The sequence below is a fragment of the Intestinibacillus sp. Marseille-P6563 genome, assembly GCF_900604335.1.
Classification (GTDB): Bacteria; Bacillota; Clostridia; order Oscillospirales; family Butyricicoccaceae; genus Butyricicoccus_B.
On the sequence record NZ_UWOD01000001.1, the window covers coordinates 475,010 to 492,939 of the forward strand.

At 48.5% G+C, this 17,930-nt stretch carries 20 protein-coding genes and 1 tRNA gene; 11 read left to right on the forward strand and 10 right to left on the reverse strand.

Annotation, left to right across the window (positions count from 1 at the left end; genetic code table 11):
- Positions 1-28: 28 nt before the first annotated feature.
- Together EFB11_RS02435 and EFB11_RS02440 are read right to left on the reverse strand one after the other, a co-directional pair.
- On the reverse strand, positions 29-973 hold the full coding sequence (locus EFB11_RS02435; protein ID WP_058118388.1) for a DUF6017 domain-containing protein: 945 nt from the start codon (positions 971-973) through the stop codon (positions 29-31).
- Between the two features lie 128 nt (positions 974-1,101).
- Positions 1,102-1,320 (reverse strand): hypothetical protein, encoded by a 219-nt coding sequence (locus tag EFB11_RS02440; RefSeq protein ID WP_058118389.1) that lies wholly within the window; start codon positions 1,318-1,320, stop codon positions 1,102-1,104.
- A 77-nt stretch (positions 1,321-1,397) separates the two neighbouring features.
- Between EFB11_RS02440 and EFB11_RS02445 the strand changes: the two genes are divergently transcribed.
- A complete protein-coding gene (locus EFB11_RS02445) occupies positions 1,398-2,258 on the forward strand; it encodes a recombinase family protein (protein ID WP_164706559.1) in 861 nt (286 codons plus the stop codon).
- 3 nt (positions 2,259-2,261) lie between these two features.
- Positions 2,262-2,960, forward strand: coding sequence for a DUF4368 domain-containing protein (locus EFB11_RS02450; protein ID WP_122788770.1), 699 nt, complete (start codon positions 2,262-2,264; stop codon positions 2,958-2,960).
- Between the two features lie 95 nt (positions 2,961-3,055).
- Here the strand turns inward: EFB11_RS02450 and EFB11_RS02455 are convergent, their stop codons facing one another.
- Together EFB11_RS02455 and EFB11_RS02460 are read right to left on the reverse strand one after the other, a co-directional pair.
- A complete protein-coding gene (locus EFB11_RS02455; protein ID WP_122788771.1) occupies positions 3,056-4,021 on the reverse strand; it encodes a transketolase family protein in 966 nt (321 codons plus the stop codon).
- Between the two features lie 15 nt (positions 4,022-4,036).
- Complete coding sequence (locus EFB11_RS02460) at positions 4,037-4,888, reverse strand: transketolase (RefSeq protein ID WP_122788772.1); 852 nt, start codon at positions 4,886-4,888, stop codon at positions 4,037-4,039.
- Between the two features lie 476 nt (positions 4,889-5,364).
- On the opposite strand from EFB11_RS02460, the gene EFB11_RS02465 reads away from it, so the two are divergent.
- Entirely contained in the window at positions 5,365-6,123 is a 759-nt protein-coding gene (locus tag EFB11_RS02465) for a DeoR/GlpR family DNA-binding transcription regulator (protein ID WP_122788773.1), read from the forward strand.
- Between the two features lie 2 nt (positions 6,124-6,125).
- On the opposite strand, the gene EFB11_RS02470 is transcribed toward EFB11_RS02465, so the two are convergent.
- Together EFB11_RS02470 and EFB11_RS02475 are read right to left on the reverse strand one after the other, a co-directional pair.
- Entirely contained in the window at positions 6,126-6,998 is an 873-nt protein-coding gene (locus EFB11_RS02470) for an AraC family transcriptional regulator (protein WP_164706560.1), read from the reverse strand.
- Between the two features lie 364 nt (positions 6,999-7,362).
- The gene (locus EFB11_RS02475; protein ID WP_122788753.1) at positions 7,363-8,586 is read right to left on the reverse strand and encodes an IS110 family transposase; all 1,224 of its coding nucleotides are present in this window, start codon (positions 8,584-8,586) and stop codon (positions 7,363-7,365) included.
- A 342-nt stretch (positions 8,587-8,928) separates the two neighbouring features.
- Between EFB11_RS02475 and EFB11_RS02480 the strand changes: the two genes are divergently transcribed.
- From EFB11_RS02480 to EFB11_RS02490, 3 genes are all read left to right on the forward strand, one after another.
- Complete coding sequence (locus tag EFB11_RS02480; protein ID WP_122788775.1) at positions 8,929-9,756, forward strand: 5-deoxy-glucuronate isomerase; 828 nt, start codon at positions 8,929-8,931, stop codon at positions 9,754-9,756.
- Between the two features lie 61 nt (positions 9,757-9,817).
- Positions 9,818-11,779, forward strand: coding sequence for a 3D-(3,5/4)-trihydroxycyclohexane-1,2-dione acylhydrolase (decyclizing) (iolD, locus tag EFB11_RS02485; protein WP_122789705.1), 1,962 nt, complete (start codon positions 9,818-9,820; stop codon positions 11,777-11,779).
- 128 nt (positions 11,780-11,907) lie between these two features.
- A tRNA-Pro gene (locus EFB11_RS02490) sits at positions 11,908-11,983 on the forward strand.
- 108 nt (positions 11,984-12,091) lie between these two features.
- Here EFB11_RS02490 and EFB11_RS02495 read toward each other — a convergent pair.
- Complete coding sequence (locus EFB11_RS02495) at positions 12,092-13,225, reverse strand: tyrosine-type recombinase/integrase (RefSeq protein ID WP_122788776.1); 1,134 nt, start codon at positions 13,223-13,225, stop codon at positions 12,092-12,094.
- A 327-nt stretch (positions 13,226-13,552) separates the two neighbouring features.
- Here EFB11_RS02495 and EFB11_RS02500 point away from each other — a divergent pair, with 327 nt between their 5' ends.
- Both EFB11_RS02500 and EFB11_RS02505 read left to right on the forward strand, forming a co-directional pair.
- Positions 13,553-14,257, forward strand: a complete 705-nt coding sequence (locus EFB11_RS02500; RefSeq protein ID WP_164706561.1) for a BRO-N domain-containing protein — start codon at positions 13,553-13,555, stop codon at positions 14,255-14,257.
- Positions 14,254-14,613 carry a hypothetical protein gene (locus EFB11_RS02505; RefSeq protein WP_122788778.1) on the forward strand — a complete coding sequence of 120 codons (360 nt, stop codon included), beginning with the start codon at positions 14,254-14,256 and terminating at the stop codon, positions 14,611-14,613. The genes EFB11_RS02500 and EFB11_RS02505 overlap by 4 nt, the downstream gene beginning before the upstream one ends.
- A 259-nt stretch (positions 14,614-14,872) precedes the next feature.
- Here the strand turns inward: EFB11_RS02505 and EFB11_RS02510 are convergent, their stop codons facing one another.
- Positions 14,873-15,253, reverse strand: a complete 381-nt coding sequence (locus EFB11_RS02510; RefSeq protein WP_164706562.1) for a helix-turn-helix domain-containing protein — start codon at positions 15,251-15,253, stop codon at positions 14,873-14,875.
- 176 nt (positions 15,254-15,429) lie between these two features.
- On the opposite strand from EFB11_RS02510, the gene EFB11_RS17490 reads away from it, so the two are divergent.
- The gene (locus tag EFB11_RS17490) at positions 15,430-15,633 is read left to right on the forward strand and encodes a helix-turn-helix domain-containing protein (RefSeq protein ID WP_122788780.1); all 204 of its coding nucleotides are present in this window, start codon (positions 15,430-15,432) and stop codon (positions 15,631-15,633) included.
- A gap of 335 nt (positions 15,634-15,968) precedes the next feature.
- Here the strand turns inward: EFB11_RS17490 and EFB11_RS02520 are convergent, their stop codons facing one another.
- The gene (locus tag EFB11_RS02520; protein WP_122788781.1) at positions 15,969-16,481 is read right to left on the reverse strand and encodes a hypothetical protein; all 513 of its coding nucleotides are present in this window, start codon (positions 16,479-16,481) and stop codon (positions 15,969-15,971) included.
- A gap of 99 nt (positions 16,482-16,580) precedes the next feature.
- On the opposite strand from EFB11_RS02520, the gene EFB11_RS16665 reads away from it, so the two are divergent.
- Positions 16,581-17,216, forward strand: a complete 636-nt coding sequence (locus EFB11_RS16665) for a hypothetical protein (protein WP_164706563.1) — start codon at positions 16,581-16,583, stop codon at positions 17,214-17,216.
- Positions 17,213-17,560 (forward strand): hypothetical protein, encoded by a 348-nt coding sequence (locus EFB11_RS02525; protein ID WP_122788782.1) that lies wholly within the window; start codon positions 17,213-17,215, stop codon positions 17,558-17,560. The genes EFB11_RS16665 and EFB11_RS02525 overlap by 4 nt, the downstream gene beginning before the upstream one ends.
- Here the strand turns inward: EFB11_RS02525 and EFB11_RS02530 are convergent.
- Positions 17,536-17,757, reverse strand: coding sequence for a hypothetical protein (locus EFB11_RS02530; RefSeq protein ID WP_122788783.1), 222 nt, complete (start codon positions 17,755-17,757; stop codon positions 17,536-17,538). The two genes, EFB11_RS02525 and EFB11_RS02530, sit on opposite strands and share 25 nt — an antisense overlap.
- Between the last annotated feature and the right edge of the window lie 173 nt (positions 17,758-17,930).

The following is a 17,930-nucleotide window of genomic DNA, read 5'->3' on the forward strand; positions in this document are numbered from 1 at the left end:
CTCCTTTCCCGGTAAAATGCGGCTATGCTCATTCGCCGCCGTATAAGTCGTGATTGACAAGGGCGGTATAGTAGCTGTCAATGGTACTCGGCGCGTTGAACAGCACCGCTTTTAGATACTGCTTGATGTTGCGCACTTTGGTTGTGTTCTCCCTCATGCAATCCAAAACAAACTCAATATGGCTGCTGTTCAGCTTCAAAAATTTGGATTTCACCAGTTCGGCGGGGTAGTCGTCCCCGGCAATACGGATTGTCTTTCGCGCTGTGCAGACGGTTTCCAGCATGAGGTCAACAATCTCATTTAGGCGGTCTTTGTCCATTTTGGGGTCTTGAATGAGAATGTCATACTCGATATTGTCCTTGATAATCTCCCTGTAAATCTCTACTGCGCTATTGCTTTTCGCTTCCGTTCTTTTCCTTTCCGGCGGCGAAGCCGCTTCGCCCTGCTCAAAGGGCAAGGGATTTAGGGAATGGAATGGAAAGGAATGGGTACTTGATAAATCAGTAATTGATTTTTCTTTACTTGATATATCTTTATTTAATTGCGTTGGATTTTCCAACGTAGGTTTTTCCTGCGTAGGTTTTTCCAACGTTGGATTTTCCAATGTTGGATTTTCCAACGCAGGTAAATCCAATATAGGCGGCTGTCCGACGCTGGTAGCTGCTTCCGGCTCTCGCGGCTGCGGCTGCTCGTATATGACGTAATCCGCGCCCCGCAAGCGTCCCTTTTCGTCGCGTTCCCGGCTGCGCACGATATATCCGGCTTTTTCGAGTTCCTTTACCGCTTCGCGGATTGCGTCGATCTTCTCCCGGTTGATATGGGATAAGCCCGCAAGGGTATAATCCCAATCCTCCGGCAAGGACAGCATTTGCGAAAGCAAGCCTTTTGCTTTTAAGGACAATTCCTTGTTTCGCAAGTGGTGGTTGCTCATAACGGTATATCCCGTATTTCGCTCCACTCTGAAAACTGCCATTTTTCCTCACTTCCTCTCTTGGTCTGCGTGGACAATTAGAAAGCCGTTTTCGGCTGTTTTGGTATTGCAATATGCCCTTTGCCGTTTTCGCGTCTGCAAAGCCGCATGACACAAGGGCTTTTGCCCGTCTATTTGTCCATGCTGGCGGGCGTTTTCCGCGTCCTTTTGCCGGGGCAATAGGGACACTCTTTGAAAACGCAAAACTCATATTTCCACCCGGGGCGGTAGAAACGGCAAGTGCCGCAATCTTCATCATCTCCGGCACAACCGGATTGATAGCGGTCAAATCCCGGCTTCTGCTGCATGAGCAGTTCAAATGCCCGCTGCTTGCCTTTTATGAAATACATTCCGGCTGTACCTCCTTTCCTGCGGGCATAAAAAAACGGCGTTACTTTCTCCCCAAAAGGGGTTAAGGTAACGCCGCTTGTGTGCGTATTCAGTTTTTAACACATTCCCTGTCTATCCGCTGTCCGCAAAACCATTGATTTTATTAGCTTTTTGCCGCTATCGCTATCACACCTCATTATTCAACCGCCCAGGTTTTCAGCAGATGATTGCAGACATTGAGGCTGGCCTTGTCAAGAGGGTCATCATCAAGGATATGTCACGTTTCGGACGTGATTATCTGCAAGTCGGCATGTATACGGAAATCATGTTTCCCGAACATGATATTCACTTTATTGCGGTGAATGATGGTGTGGACAGCACTCAGGGTGACAACGAGTTTACGCCCTTCCGCAATATCATCAATGAATGGTACGCCAAAGACACCAGCAAAAAAATCCGTGCCGTTATGAAAGTGAAAGGCAATGCAGGAGAACATTTGACTGTTTTGCCTCCGTATGGATACATGAAATCGTCTGATGACAAAAAGCAATGGGTGAAGGATGAAGAAGCCGCCCAGGTAGTTTATGAAATTGGTCTCTATATCATGGACGGATTGGGACCCTCGCAGATTGCAAGAAAACTGACGGAAAGAAAAATTCTTACTCCGGCTGCTTACTATGCGAGCAAGGGCAGAACAACCAATGTCACAAAGAAAGGTTCTCCTTACGCTTGGGATTCTTCTACGATTGCCGACATCATGGACCGTTGGCGTGAATGCCTGGGGCAAACAGTTAATTTCAAAACCCGTAAAAAATCCTACAAGAGTAAAAAGACCTTGCACAATCCAGAAAGCGAATGGAAGATTTTTGAGAATACCCACGAAGCTATCTGGACGGAGGCGATTGCCGATGCAGCAAGGCTCGCAAGGCAATCGCGGCGCCGCCCTACAAAGATGTGAGAAATGGGGATGTTCTCCGGCATGATGTTCTGTGCCGACTGCGGCTCCATCATGTACCAATGCAGGGCAACCAATTTCCGGCGCGATCAGGAATATTACCTGTGTTCCGGCTATCGGAAAAGCCGTGATGTATGTGGGCAGACACATTCTATCCGAACTGTTATCCTGGAAGAATTAGTTCTGCAAAATCTGCGCGAGATTGTTTCCTTCGCATCACAGCGCAAAGACGATTTTGTGAAGATGGTCATGGATGCGGATATGCGCCAGCGTAACCGAGGTTTGGCAAAACGGCAGAAAACATTGGCCGATGCCGAAAAGCGGATTGCAGAGCTGGACACCATTTTCAAACGGCTCTACGAGGATACTATTTCAGGAAAACTTTCTGACGAGCGTTTCCAAAAGCTCTCCGCTGACTACGAGAAAGAACAGCATGAGCTTCAAGAGTTAGCGGCTGTCCTCCGTGGTGAAATCGAAGCAGAGGAACGCAAAAGTGCCAATGTGGAAAGGTTTCTCTCCGTTGTAGAACGGTATACGGAAATTCCTGAATTGACCCCATGTATCTTGCATGAGTTTGTCGAGAAGATTGTTGTCCATGCTGCCAGCGATCCGAAGGGCAAGAACCGCACCCAGGAAATTGACATCTACTATAAGGGCATTGGAGCTCTGGAAGTATCCAAAGTCACTTCATCAAGGCAAGAATGAGAAAAACGGCATAGCCGAAGCTATACCGTTTCTCTCTTGCCCCACGATGTTTTCTTATCGGGAGGCACCTTTTGGAGGGCTCTTTCATATTGGCATTACTTGCGGGAGATTGCCTTCTTGACAGCTTCTACGATGTGAGCTGCGGTCAGGCCGTACTCTTCCTGCAGGAACTTCTGTGCGCCTACCTGGCCGAAACGGTCTTCTACGCCAACCATTTCCATCGGAACCGGGCAGTTCTTGGTAACAACCTGTGCAACAGCCGAACCCAGGCCACACTTAACCTGATGGTTCTCAGCGGTTACGATGCAGCCGGTTTCCTTCGCCGAAGCGATGATGAGCTCTTCGTCGATCGGCTTCCAGGTGAACATATCGATGACCTTCGCCGAGATGCCTTCTGCAGCCAGGGTTTCCTCAGCCTTCAGAGCCTCGTCAACCATGATACCAGAAGCGATGATGGTCACGTCCTTGCCTTCCTTCAGGGTTACGCCCTTGCCGATCTCGAAATCAGCGCCATCGTCGTAAACCTTTACGATGCCCTTACGAACCATACGGGTGTAAGAGAACTTGCCGGAAGCGGCGATCTTCTTGGTCAGGTCGTTGAGCATAGCATAGTCGGTCGGGTCGATAACGACTGCGTCCGGAATTGCCATATACAGCGCCATATCTTCAAACGGCATATGGGTACCGCCGTTGTAAGCTGCACATACGCCCGGGTCAGAACCCAGAACATGAACCGGCAGCTTAGCGTATGCACAGGACATGAACGCCTGGTCATATGCACGACGGGACGAGAAGCAGCCAAAGGAGTGCATGAATACGGTGCGGCCGGTTGCAGCCAGACCTGCTGCAACGCCCATTGCATTGGCTTCTGCAATACCAGCATTAAAGGTCTGCTTCGGGAATTCAGTTTCCAGCTTCTTGGTATTGATGCAGCTGTACAGGTCGCAGTCAACATGGCAAACCTTGCTGTCTGCTGCCATCAGTTCCTGCATCGCGGTTACATATGCGTCGCGATTTGCACGGGAATCGTTCTCGTGCTTCCCAATCAAAGTAAACTTCATTATTCCATACCCTCCTTACTGTGCCTTAACCTTAGCCAGTTCTGCCTCGGCTGCTGCAATGGCTTCATCCCACTGCTCCTTGGTCGGCTGCGAGGAATGTGCACCGGAAGGTTCTGCAAAAGTCGCGCCCTTGCCCTTAACGGTGTTGAGCACGATGCAGGTCGGCTTGCCCTTGCACTCGTAAGCTGCCATAACGGCGTCATAAACCTGTTCAACGTCGTTGCCGTCCTTGACGTCAATCACGTTCCAGCCAAAAGCGTCGAACTTCGCGCCGATGCCCTTGCCATGGCTCATAACGTCGTCAACTGCGCCGTCGAGCTGACGCTTGTTGTAGTCGATAAAGCAAACCAGGTTGTCCAGCTTGTAATGAGCAGCGAACTGTGCACCTTCCCAAACCTGGCCTTCATCCGCTTCGCCATCGCCAACGAATACGAATACATGGCTGGAGCGGTCGTCCATCTTATTGCCCAAAGCTGCGCCAACAGCGGACGACATGCCCTGACCCAGCGAACCGGTGGTCAGATCGATGCCGGGGGTCTTGGTGCGGTCGGTATGGGACGGGAAATTGGTATGCGGCTGATTGAGGGTATATGCCTGCTCTACCGGATAGAAGCCCTTGAGGCCTAGGGTTGCGTACATGGCCGGACCTGCATGGCCCTTGGACATAACGCACCAGTCACGATCTTCCCACTGCGGGTTCTTCGGATCGACCTTCATGACCTCGCCGTACAGGACTGCCAGCGCCTCTACAACAGACATCGAACCGCCGACATGACCAAAGCCCAACGAGCCGATGGTCTTCAGTGCTTCCAGTCTGATCTCTGCGGCGAATACGCGGAGAGCCTGCATTTTTTCTGCTTTCTGCATTGAATACACCTACCTATTCCTAATTCATAATAGAACAGCAAAAATCGATGGATGGCCGGGAACCCCGTCCACTCCACAATCATCTTATCATTTTTTTCCCAGAATTTCAATGGCAAGCATCCATTTTCCATCAAAATTTTTTCATCATTTTGCGCAACTTTGCCAATTTGCTTCAAAATCTTTTTCGTATTTTTGCTTCTTCAGTCAAGAAATCTATGTTTCTTGGTTGATTTTTCATCAAGTTCTGATAAAATTAAAGGAGAGCCTATTTGCAAGGGTCCGCAAGGCCGTTTGTTCGCTCCCTTGCCCGTGTCCCCCGCCTCTGCGCTTGGGGCATTTCGGGCACCGGATCTAGCCTTGCCGGCTGCAAACCGTGGTTTGAGAGGATTGGGAAAGAAGGTCCCCTTTTTGCTGACAGGCCGTTTGCCCTAGCAGGCGCATGCGGCGTGAATATTTGAGGAGGCAGGAAATAACATATGAAAATCAGTCGATTGAATTCCATAGAACAATATGTCATCGCCAAAGAGACCGTTTCGATCGATGAACTCTGCGAAGTGTTTGGCGTATCCAAAAATACCATCCGCCGCGACTTAAATGATCTGGAAGCCCGCGGCCATATCGCCAAAGTTTATGGCGGCGTGACCGCAATCTCGTCAACGGGCGCCATCCTTCCCCCGCCTGTGCGTTCGGGCATGAACTCGGCTGACAAAAACCTCATCGGCCGCCTAGCGGCAGGAGAAGTCAGTGACGGCGACACCATCTTTATCGATTCGGGTACCACAACTCTGTGCATGCTGCGGTATCTGACCGGCCGCAAAAAGCTGACCATTGTCACCCACTCGCTGGCCGCTCTGTCCGAAGCGTCCAAGTATGAAAATCTCAGCCTGATCTGTCCGGGCGGTATTTACAGCCCCCCGACCGATTCCTTTGTCGGGCTTTCGACCTTTGAAGCGCTTAGCGGCATGACCATCAACAAAGCCTTTATGGCTGCCACCGGCGTTTCGCTGGAAAGCGGTATGACCAACACCACGTTCCTGGAGGCAGAAATCAAGCGCGGCGTTGCCCACCGCGCTTCCTCGGTCTATTTGATGGCCGATAGTTCGAAATTGGACAAGGAAGCTGTCATTTCCTTCTGCCAGCTTCGTGACCTGACCGCCTTTGTCACCGACCGCCGTCCCCCGGACCGTTACATAGAGTTCTTCCGTGCGCACAGCATCCGGGTTCTGTGCCAGTAAATTTATTTCATGCGGCTGAGCTCTTTGCGATACTGGGAAGGCGTACACCCGAACACCTCCCGAAACCGTTTAATGAAATAGCTGAAATTTTCGAAGCCGACCGAGAGCGCAATGTCCATGACCGCCCGGTCGGTTTCGCGCAATAGCCGGGAAGCCTGCTCAATGCGCAGGAAGTTGATATGCTGCACCAGCGTCTTTCCCAGGTTTTCTTTAAAGTATGTACAGAAATACTGGGGGGATAAGCCAAACCGTGCCGCAACGTCATTCAAGCGCAGCGGTTCGGTAAAGTGTTCGTTGAGATACTCGACGATGCTTTTGAGGGTCTGCGCACGGTAATCCCCTTGGGGCCGCGCCGCGCGCTTTTGCAGCACACCGCAGCCGGCCGCCATGGCGACGATTTGCAGCAGTCCGGCTTTGACCATCAGCTGATAGCCGGGGTTTTTGGCCTGATACGCCCGCTCGATCATGGCCAGCGTATCGGCGATGCCTGCATTGCCCGGCTGTCCTCGGCGCAGTTCGGTTTGAAAGACCAGCTGCCGCGCTGCCAGCGGCCCGAGCAATTCGCTTTGGGCAAGGTCCACTCGCTGGAATTCCAGCGAGTCCAGCGGGAACACATAGGCGCGGAACATGCCGCACTGTCCGCCGCGAATCTCATGGAGTTGTTCAACGTCCACAAAGAATACATCACCTTTTTGTCCAACATACTGATTCTCTGCGATTGTCAGCCCCACTTCCCCTTCGGTCACGGTGATGATTTCCAACTCGGGATGCCAGTGATACGGGATAAAAAGGCTGTCTTTTGGGCCTCTGGGGTAGATTTGAAACGGAAAAGCTGCTGTACCATGCAGCCGCTTTTCCCGCCGGGATGCATCCATCTGCAATTCCTCCTGCATTTTGTGAAAATCGTGTTATTATTTGTGAAGATATTGCAAGACGTTTTTCCTGCATGTTATTATAATTATACTGGAACGACGGAAAGGATGCAACGAAAACCGTCCGGAATTTTGTTTTATCCGGCCTTTCTGTCCACAAAACAGACCCTGGATTTCCCTACACGAATCCGCGAATATGAAAAATATTTTAGTCCAATGGTATGAAGTCAAGTAGGTGATGCAAGAAAATTTCAAATGGGAATGAGTAAAAAGGACCATGTAGGCAGGAAAAAGACAACACCAATCCAAGCCCTGTCCCTGAGTTTTTTGAAACAGGGCCTATGCGCCAGAGCGGCAAGCGGTACGCTCAGCCCTCCGGCAGGATATACAGGCGGTTGTCCTTCAGCAGCCGAAAGATCAACCGAACCAGTTTTCTGGCAGTGAGAGCGAGTGCGCGTTTATGCTGATACTTGTTGACCTCTTGATACTTGAGGTCATAGTAGCGCCGGAACTCGGAATCGCATCTTCTCACAGAGTTGGCGGCTTCCAGCAGGTAGTAGCGGAGATAGCGGTTGCCGGACTTGATCATCCGGGAGTGTTCAGCCTCAAATTCACCGGACTGGTGCTGTGTCCAGACAAGGCCGGCGAACTTGGCAACCGAGGCTTGAGAGCTGAAACGGTGAATGTCGCCGATCTCGGCGATGATCCCGGCGGAGTAGACCTTGCCAATCCCGGGGATAGAGGTCAGGGTGTTGGGAATGATTTCAAACTGCTGTTCAATGGCCTTGTCCAACACCTTGACCTGCTTTTCCAGAGCCCGCATAGAGGCAATAGAGACTGCCATCGCCTGATTTACAGAATTGTTCACAGTAACAGGCAGGCGGTAAGAGTCTCTGGCGGCAGTTCGAATAACCTTGGCTTTGGCAGCCGGGTCAGCGAAGTTTCTGCCCTTCTCATCCAGAAAGGCAGTCAGTTCGTCCAGGTCGGCGTTTGCCAGATCATCCACAGTTTCAAACCGCTCCATGAGCGCGATAGTGGTGGCGCTGGTGTTCTGGATGTCCTTGTCCTGGGCTATGCCGGAGCATTTGAGGAATAAGTAGTTAGCGAATCTCTGTTTCTCCCGGGTCAGGTTTTGGATCACGTCAAACCTGGCCCTGGTAAGGGTCCTGAGCGCCTGGTAGCGGTAGTCGTCCATATAGACCTCCTTGGCGATCCTGCCGAAACGGAGATGGTCGGCAATCACAAAGGCGTCCACAAAGTCATTCTTGGGCAGGTCGGGATAGGCTTCCTTGAACTTTTTGACCTGCTTTGGATTCAGGACATGGATCTTCCGCTGGAACCGGCCCAGGCTGCCATCCTCCCGGAGAGCGTAAACCAAGCTGTCTCCGTAGATGGAGGTGGCCTCCAGGCCGATCACCACATCGCTGAGCTGCATGGAACGCAGTGCCGACACGATCTTCTCTGATAACAGTTTAGCACCACCCAGGTTGTTCTGTATGGAAAAGCTGGAGTGCTTGCTGCCGTCGGGTTTCATCAGGTAGGCCACATTGTTTCTGCTGCTCACATCAATGCCAACGAATAGTGGGTTCATAATTTTCACCTCCCCACATGGAGATTTCAGGCCAGCAGGCTTTGAGATACCCATGATAACCGAAGCATCCGCAACCTCGCGTATCAGAATCATTCCGGGGCAGACCAATGCGAAAGCCCTCACTGCTGAAAGGGCGGCCTTGCCTCCGGCAAACAGCCAATGAGTTTGCAGCTGACTTCCGGCTCAGGGGAACAGACTAAAAATGAAGCAGCCTTGTGGCTCAACAAGGAGGTGGAGAGCTTGACCCTGCTGTCCTACAGCTATTGTATCACGGGCATCTCAATGCCTGCTGATGCCTGAAATTATTAACTTTGAATCTTATTATACGAGGAGGTTTTTTGTATGTACATCGAAAAAGACTGCAAACGTGGCTACACCGAGTACTGCCGCTGTGAAGATAACAACGGCGAAGGCTCCATGATGGACGTTGCTGTGCTCATCATGGAAGACGGCGACACCTATGAATTCCACGAAAAAGAAAAGGAAATGGCCTGGATCATGATCAAGGGCAAGGCTACGGTCGAATACGAAGGCAAGACCGCAGACATGGACCGTCCGAATCCGTTCGACGTATCCACCTACTGCCTGCATCTGGCTGCTGGCCAGTCGTGCAAGATCACAGCACACGGCCACTGCGAATTCTACGTGCAGAAGACCTATAACGACAAGCATTTCGAAGCGCACCTCTATCTGCCGGAAGAAACCGACACCTGGCACCGCGGTGCAAACGGCGAATGCGGCGGCTGCATCAAGCGCGACGTCCGCACCAGCTTCGACTACGAGATCAACCCGCTGTCCAACATGGTTCTCGGCGAGATTATCAACCTGCCGGGCAAGTGGTCGTCCTATCCCCCGCACTTCCATCCGCAGCCCGAAGTATACTTCTATCACTTCGAAGACGAGCGCGGCTTTGGTGCTGGCTGGGTAGACGGCAAGATCGAAGAACTGCATCATCATGGCCTGTCCATCATTACCAAGGGCAACCATCCGGTTGTTATGGCACCGGGTTATCCGTGCTGCTACCTGTGGGGCATTCGTCATCTGCCGGGCGACCCGTGGACCAAGACCCGTATCGACGATCCGGTACACGAATGGCTGGTCGATCCGAACGCAAAGTTCTGGAACGGCGAAGATGGCGTACCGATGAGCGAGTACACCAAGAACAAGTAATCTGCAACCTCAAAACGATTGTTTGATTGATTTTTAAGGAGGACAACACCTTATGAAGCATATGGAAACCGTTCGCCTGACCGCATCGCAGGCTCTCGTACGCTTCCTGGAAAACCAGTTTGTCAGCTTTGTTGACATGGATGGCAACGAAGTGGAGCAGAAGTTTGTCAAGGGCATCTTCATGCTGCCCGGCCATGGCAACGTTGTCGGCTTTGCCAACGGCGTTGAGCAGGAACTGAAGGACATGGCCGTCTATCAGGGCAAGAACGAACAGGGTATGGCACTGGCTGCTATGGGCTTTGCTAAGCAGAACCGCCGCAAGCAGATCTTTGCTGCAACCTCTTCGGTTGGCCCCGGCGCCTGCAACATGGTAACCGCTGCTGCAACCGCAACCGCAAACAATATCCCGGTTCTGATTCTGCCGGGCGACATCTACGCTTCCCGTCAGCCGGACCCGGTTCTCCAGCAGATGGAGCAGCCGCACAACCTGACCATCTCGGCACATGACGCTTTCCAGGCTGTTACTAAGTACTGGGGCCGCATCAACCGTCCCGAGCAGGTTATGACTGACATGATTTCGGCTATGCGTGTACTGACCGATACCGCAAACACTGGTGCCGTTGCGATCTCCCTGCCGCAGGACGTACAGGCCGAAGCTTACGACTATCCGGTTGATTTCTTTAAGAAGCGCGTATGGCGCATCGACCGCCGTCCGATCACCAAGTATGCTCTGGAAAAGGCTGTTGAGGTCATCAAGGATGCCAAGAAGCCGCTCCTCATCTGCGGTGGTGGCGTACGTTACGCAGAAGCACACAAGGTATTCCAGAAGTTCGCAGAGGACTTCGGCATTGCCTTCGGCGAAACCCAGGCCGGCAAGTCTGCTGTTGTTTGGGATCATGAGCTGAACCTGGGCGGTCTGGGCACCACCGGCGGCATTGCTGCCAACAAGCTGGCACATGAGGCCGACGTTGTCATCGGCGTTGGTACCCGTTACACCGACTTCACCACGGCTTCCAAGTGGCTGTACCGCACGGATGCAAAGTTTGTCAACATCAACCCGTCCGAGTTCCAGGCATATAAGATGGACGCTACTCCGGTCGTTGCGGACGCAAACGAAGCACTGACTGCTATCGGCGAAGAGCTCAAGAAGATCGGCTATCACACCGATGAAGCTTATGCAAAGGCAATTGCTGCATACCGCAAGGAGTGGTATGACGAAGTGGACCGTCTGGACCACTGTGTTTACACCGACAAGGATTCGTTCACCCCGGAATGCAACGATGCAAACCGCGAGTGTGTTGAAAAGTACATTGAAGATACTGGCTGCAAGCTGTGCCAGACCACCGTTCTGGGTACCATCAACAAGATGATCGACGACGACGCAATCGTTTGTGCTGCGGCTGGTTCCCTGCCGGGCGATATGCAGGGTCTGTGGCGTGCTCGCAAGATCAACACCTATCACATGGAGTATGGTTACTCTTGCATGGGTTACGAAGTAGCTTCTGCACTGGGCGCAAAGATCGCTTGCCCGGATCAGGAAGTTTATGCAATGTGCGGCGACGGTTCGTTCGACATGCTGCACTCCGAACTAATCACTTCGGTTCAGATCGGCAAGAAGATCAACGTTATGCTGTTCGACAACGCTTCCTTTGGCTGCATCAACAACCTGGAAGTTGGCCAGGGCAATGCTTGCATCTGCACCGAGAAGAACATGCTGGAAGAAGGCGTCACCAACGGCATCCATAAGGGTAAGGTTATCCAGGTAGACTATGCCGCAATCGGTGCAGCTTATGGCTGCAAGACCTACACGGTCAAGACCATCGAAGAACTCGAGGCTGCGATTGAAGACTCCAAGAAGCAGACCGTTTCTACCCTGATCGACATGAAGGTTATGCCGAAGACCATGTCCAAGGGCTATGAAAACTGGTGGCGTGTTGGTGTTGCTGAAGTTTCCACCAAGCCGGAAGTACAGGCCGCTCGCAAGGCGATCGAAGACCATCTGTGGGAAGCTCGTCACTATTAATTCAAAAAACTTCATGCTTCAAAGCCCAGGGATTATCTCCCTGGGCTTTTTAAATTATTTTTGATTCTTCCGACAAAAAGTGTTGACAAATACTATGTAAAATGGTATTCTATTTAGGCGGAACAAATCCGGGTGTAGCGCAGCTGGTAGCGTGCTTGACTGGGGGTCAAGAGGCCGCAGGTTCAAGTCCTGTCACTCGGACCAGAAAACGTCGTAAATGCTTATTATTTAGCACTTACGACGTTTTTTCATTTCATTTTTTAATTGGTTGTACTTGTAAATATGTGCTTATTGCAAATCTATTGCTAATGATTATAAAGCATCTGTCACGGTTCTCAGGTCATCAAAAGAAATGTCCTGATAATGCCGGAGCATCTTTGTGCTGGTGTGTCCGATCAACTCTAGCTTATCTGCATCTGCACCTTCTACTCGCTTCATCATTGTGGCGAATGTATGGCGGCAGCTATGCGGGGTGTATTTCTTTCGCTTCACTCCGTCTTTCTCAACGGTCGGATTTCCTATTCCACATTCTTCTAATACGTTATAGAACAGGTTTCGGTAAGCAGCAATACCCATCGCGCTTCCATCATCAGCACAGAATACCGATCCGGCTATTTTACCCTCAACCAGCCGGTCGATGATTGGTTGAATCTTGGGCGATACTGTAACAATACGATCACGTCCTGCATCGGTCTTTGCGCCTCCCACAAATGCTCTTTCTTTGCGGTTATAGTTTTTCGCATCCAGCGCTAGAAACTCGGATGGTCTGAACCCCAGATAGCATTGGCATAGTACATAATCTGCTCCCTTGACTTTCCCAACATTCTTAGAAATGGTTTCAACATCTTCAATCGGTATTCCATCTTTCTTCCCTTGTTCACCACCACGAGCCTTTACATATTCGCCCATATTAAGGGTCGCTATGTTTCTTGGTATGGCGTATTTATACAGCAAACCGCAAAGGGTTTTCATGTTCTCCCGCGTGCGTTTTCCTTTCGGGCAATCATCGATACACTCTTGCAGATCATCAACGGTAATATCAGCGACCTTCAAAAACCATACCGGCTGAAAATGCTTCATTGCCGCCGAATAACAATCCATCGTTGACTTGCTGGCTTTGTGGGTCGGCATCCATGTATCATACAGCTTTTGGAATGTAATGGATATTTCTTTCTTTGCAGTCGATAACTGCGGTAGATACTCTACTGCATCTTTTTTTGTCTTGAATCCAGACTTAGACCGGGTTATCCTGTGTGACTTGCCATCCGGTTCAATTCGGTATCCAAGTGTCTTAATCGCAATCCACGTCCCGTTTGGAAGCTTATACACACTTCCCTGTCCGTTCCCACGGCTCTTTGTCCGCTGCTGCACACTTTGTTTTGCGCCGCATTTCAGACAATACTTGCTTTCATCAGGAATTTCAGCTTTGCATTTCCTACACTTCATACCTTTTCATTCCTTTTTTTGTTAATAATTAAGGTGCTTGTAAACCTTACGCAATATCCAATTGTATTGAACTTTTACAAATATTGAATCTACACTATATACGCTTTGCCGATTTTAAATTTTAGTGCTTGCGTACGCCCCAAAAACTGTATAGAATAAGCACTACACCGGTTGCAAAGAGCGCTCTCCCCGAAATGGGGATGGTATTGGAGAACGCATGGCGGGGTATGCTCCCGCCACTCCTTTTCACATTTCAGTAGAAAGGACAATATCATGACGAACGAAATTCAAATTTTCCGAAACGAACAATTTGGCCAGATTCGCATGTTGGATAAAGACGGCGAACCGTGGTTTGTGCTCAAAGATGTGTGTGAAGCATTTGGAGAATCAAACTATCGCCGTGTTTCGGGTCGATTGGATGATGACGAAAAGGGTGTGTCGCAAATCGCTACCCCCGGCGGGAAGCAAAACATGACCATTATCAACGAATCAGGCCTGTACTCTGCGCTATTCGCTATGCAACCGGAAAAGGCGCGTGGAGTGGATGATGAATATATTGAATCCCGGCAAAAGCAGTTAAAAGCATTTAAACGCTGGGTGACATCCGAAGTCCTTCCCTCCATCCGCAAGCACGGACAATACACGGTCGATACCGAACGACACGAAAATTGGGAAATCGCAGAGCGCAACAGCCGTTCCCGCGAAGCTGCCCTGTGGCTTAAAATCGGTGAAACCGTCGGAACAGAGACATACAAGCATATCTGCGCCAGCTATGCAAGCAAGGCATTGGCAGGAAATGAAGTCATTCCGCTTCCCAAATCTGCACAGCGTCACTACACGGCATCCGAAATCGGAAATATGTTTGGTGTATCCGCGCACAAGATCGGAGCGATTGCCAAAGCGAACCACTTGAAAACCGAAGTGTATGGCTCCTGGTATCATGATAAGTCCCCGTTTTCGGCAAAGGAAGTTGAAACCTTCCGATACAACAACAATGCCGTCGAACGCTTTCGAGAAATTTTCGGCTCATGAAGCATCGTTCCGATTTTTCAATCTGCGCTACCCCTGCAAAGATTGAATCTCCCTGCATTGAACATATTCGGCGCAACGAAATTCTGTATGTCAAAAGCGCAGAATTCCAAGGGAGTGCGCAATGGAAATTTAGCCTAGACAAAACCATAAATGCCGACATTCAAGACGAAGATTTTTTAAACCGGGTGCATTCCGGTGAAATCTCAATAAGCTCCAAAACCTATCTGATCGCTGATGTGAAAGTTACCATCCCGTTAAAACCCGATGGCTCACCGAATGAGTCCAAAGTAAAATATTCGATTATAAAGGTTCTTTCTGTTAAAACACCTGATGACAAAAACCAAATCAAACTTTGATATAAAATCCCGACCAATTTTGCATGGCCGGGATTTTGTTTGGATATTGCTTGTAAATATATCCTTTAAATGTTATTATAATTCAAGAACGAACGTTCGTTTTCCTTCGGTAGATCACGCTATTAGTTTATAGTGGTGACTGCACTATTTTTACAAAACTGTTTATTTTTGAAAGGAAGCAAACGTTATGAAAAACATAAGACGAGTTGCGGTACAAATCAGCACATGTAAACACAAAGAGCCTATCAAGGCTATACTGTCATCCATTCCCAGCAATCCAAGCGTCAAGCAACCCAATCCAATGAATCAAGAAATCAGCGTCACGGTCACTGATGTCCTCTCCGGGCTTAATATATCCCTTACTTACAAGTAAATCTGTGAGCCATTTTTCACATTCTTGAACTTCCTCCGAATCTATTACTACGGGTTCGGGGGATTTTTTTGTGTCTATTCCAAGGATATAGTCGGTTGTAACACCAAATTTTTTAGCTATATCAATGATATAGCCATGTCCTGGCTCACGTTCTCCAGTTTCATATTTTGTTACTGTAGCATACGGTCTTCCCAGTTCTTCACACAATCGTTTCCTGGTATATCCGTTCTTTTCTCGTATTTCAACAAGCCTTTCTGGTAGTCCCATTCCCGCACCTCCTTTCCTTAAACACATTATACACACACGTTCAATTTGTGTCAATAAAATTTCACCCATTTCGGGTTAAAAATTATCTTTTACGCCTTGACATTTACCCGATACGGGTGTATCATAATAACGCGATTTAACCCAATTTGGGTTAAAAGAAAGGATGTGATTGTATTATGTTTCCAAACATCGACGCTGAACGTGCACGACTTGGCATGAGCCGAGCATGCCTTGCAAGACAGCTAGGAATTTCGTATAGCACTTTAAAATCTTGGATGGCTGGAAAAACCGAAATTCCATGTTCCAAGATTGTAGAAATGTCCAAGCTGTTTAATGTGTCTACTGATTATCTGCTTGGCATGGACAAGCCCGCGTCCTGAGCGGCGCGGGCTGAAAGGAAGGTGAGAAACAGAATGCAATTCGTAGCAGCGGCATTTATTCTAGGTTTCGCCGTAGGATTGGCTACATACAGACTGGCCATTGCTCTTTATATGAGGGAATGGCCTGACACGAAATGTACCTATTGTAAATACAGATATGAACAACAAAACCGCCACAAATTGTGACGGCAGATGATTATTTCCCATTTGCTCTTGGCTGTTGTTGCGAAGTTGGTTTTTTCTTCGGAGCCGGGATTTTGAATGTGGGCGGTGGTACAGCGTTTCCACGGATATTGACTTTTTTATTAAGGTTGATTTGATTTGGGACATGCTTGTCATTCATTTAAGTCTACCTCACTGGTGTCGTAATAAAGGCTCATGTAATTCTTACACTCGATTTCTGCTTTTTGGGCGCAATTTTGCACGAGGGGTAAATATAGAGCACCGATATAAGTGCTTTCCAGTTTGTTGTACTCGTTCCGGTATTTTGCGATGAGAGAGATGATTGTTTGATCGTCATATGCGGTGCAATCTATCTGCTCCCAATCATGTTCAATTCGTACGAGCATATTAGAAAGTGCTGGAATTATGAACTTGAATGCAATAAGCTGATTAGCTTGAGGGTGTAGAGGCTTTGTGACAATTAGGACTTGCGCGAACGAGATGATGATGGCCCATACAAGCGGATACTGATCCCATATGCTCCAAGCAGCAATGGACGAAGCAGAAGCTATCATGCAAACAGTGCTTACAATTCCGTCTATACGTTTAGAGCGAATTTGGTAGTTCCAATAATACCGCTCTTTGTATTTCATATCCACCAGCATAGCCCAAAATTTTTCTCGCATAAATCTCACCTGACAAGATTTTACCACTTTTCCAATCATAAAGCAACAATTAAAGACAATCCTGCGCTTTAATTGCGCGGGCTGAAAGGAGGTTGAAGTTTGAGGAAATTCACGCAAGCTGAGTTCGATCTTTTCCACATCGATAGTAACGGATATAAAATATGTCCGACCGGAGATTATTCACAAATTAAATCATTTCATAATCGATGTAAATTTGAAGAATATTCTTACTTTGGAGATTATTCATGTTTCGGAAATGAATGCGTTTTCGGAAGAAAGTGCTCTTTTGGCGCATTTTCATTATTTGGTAAACGATGTACTTTCGATGATATGTGCATATTCCAAATTGGGTGCGAATTTTTAGATTCATGTTCATTTGGTATCCGTTGTATTTTTGCTTTATGCTGCAAATTTGAAGATAAATGCAACTTTGGAGCCATTTCTAGTTTTGGAAAGCAATGTAAATTTGGGGAAAAATGTAGATGTGAGTTTGGAGAGTTCCGCTATATGGTTTCATTTTGTGGAATATTTGAAGAATTGAATTCCACAGACGTTTTTCTTTTGGCTAACGATTCGATCTGTGTCAGACAGGGATTGTTTGGCGGAACGTTAAAGGAATTTGTAACATATTGTAAAACAAGATATTCGAGCGAAAATCATGGAAAAACCTATATCGATTTGATTTCCGCTATAAAATCGCAATTTGAAATCATGAGAGGACGGAGCCTGACATGACAAACCAGTCTTTACCCAAAGGCCTTGAATCTTTGGCTATGCCTTTGGTCGAATACCTGAAATTAAACTACCACCCCCATGCTGCTATTGTCATTACAGATCAGAGGGTTGCAGTCGTGGAAGATTTGATTTCGGTTCCGGTGGGTGTTCAACAGAATAAGGTTGAAAACGCGAATTCCCTATTGAGATTCCCGAATCAATCAAAAACCTTCCGGCATGCGAAAGAACTCAAGGAAACATCATCCATCCAAGAAGCGCAAATGCTCACAGAAAACGGATGGCTGATAAGTAGTGTCTACTTTAAAAACGGCCAGTGGAATTATTCGCTGTTCCGTGTTGACTGATCGGAAGGTGGATGGATAGGCACTCCATCCTTGCTCCACAAAAGAACATAATGGATTTGTTGTTGATAAAAGGGCGGATATGCGCTATCAGTTAAATTCACATACTTATCCGCATAAACCCACCCTAAAGAAATATACTGATTTGCAATTTGATAGTCTGTAACATCAGCAATTTCTTTTACATTGTTTACATCCATTTGTACTCCCTCCTTTCCGTACCCAGTATATCACGATGGAACGCGATAGGACAAGACTAAGAGAAAGATAGGTGACTGAGAATGTACCGGTACCATAATCGCATCAAGCAACGCATCAATAACGACGAGTTGGTTGATTATCGCTTCGTCGATGACTACCCCCGTATTGGCGA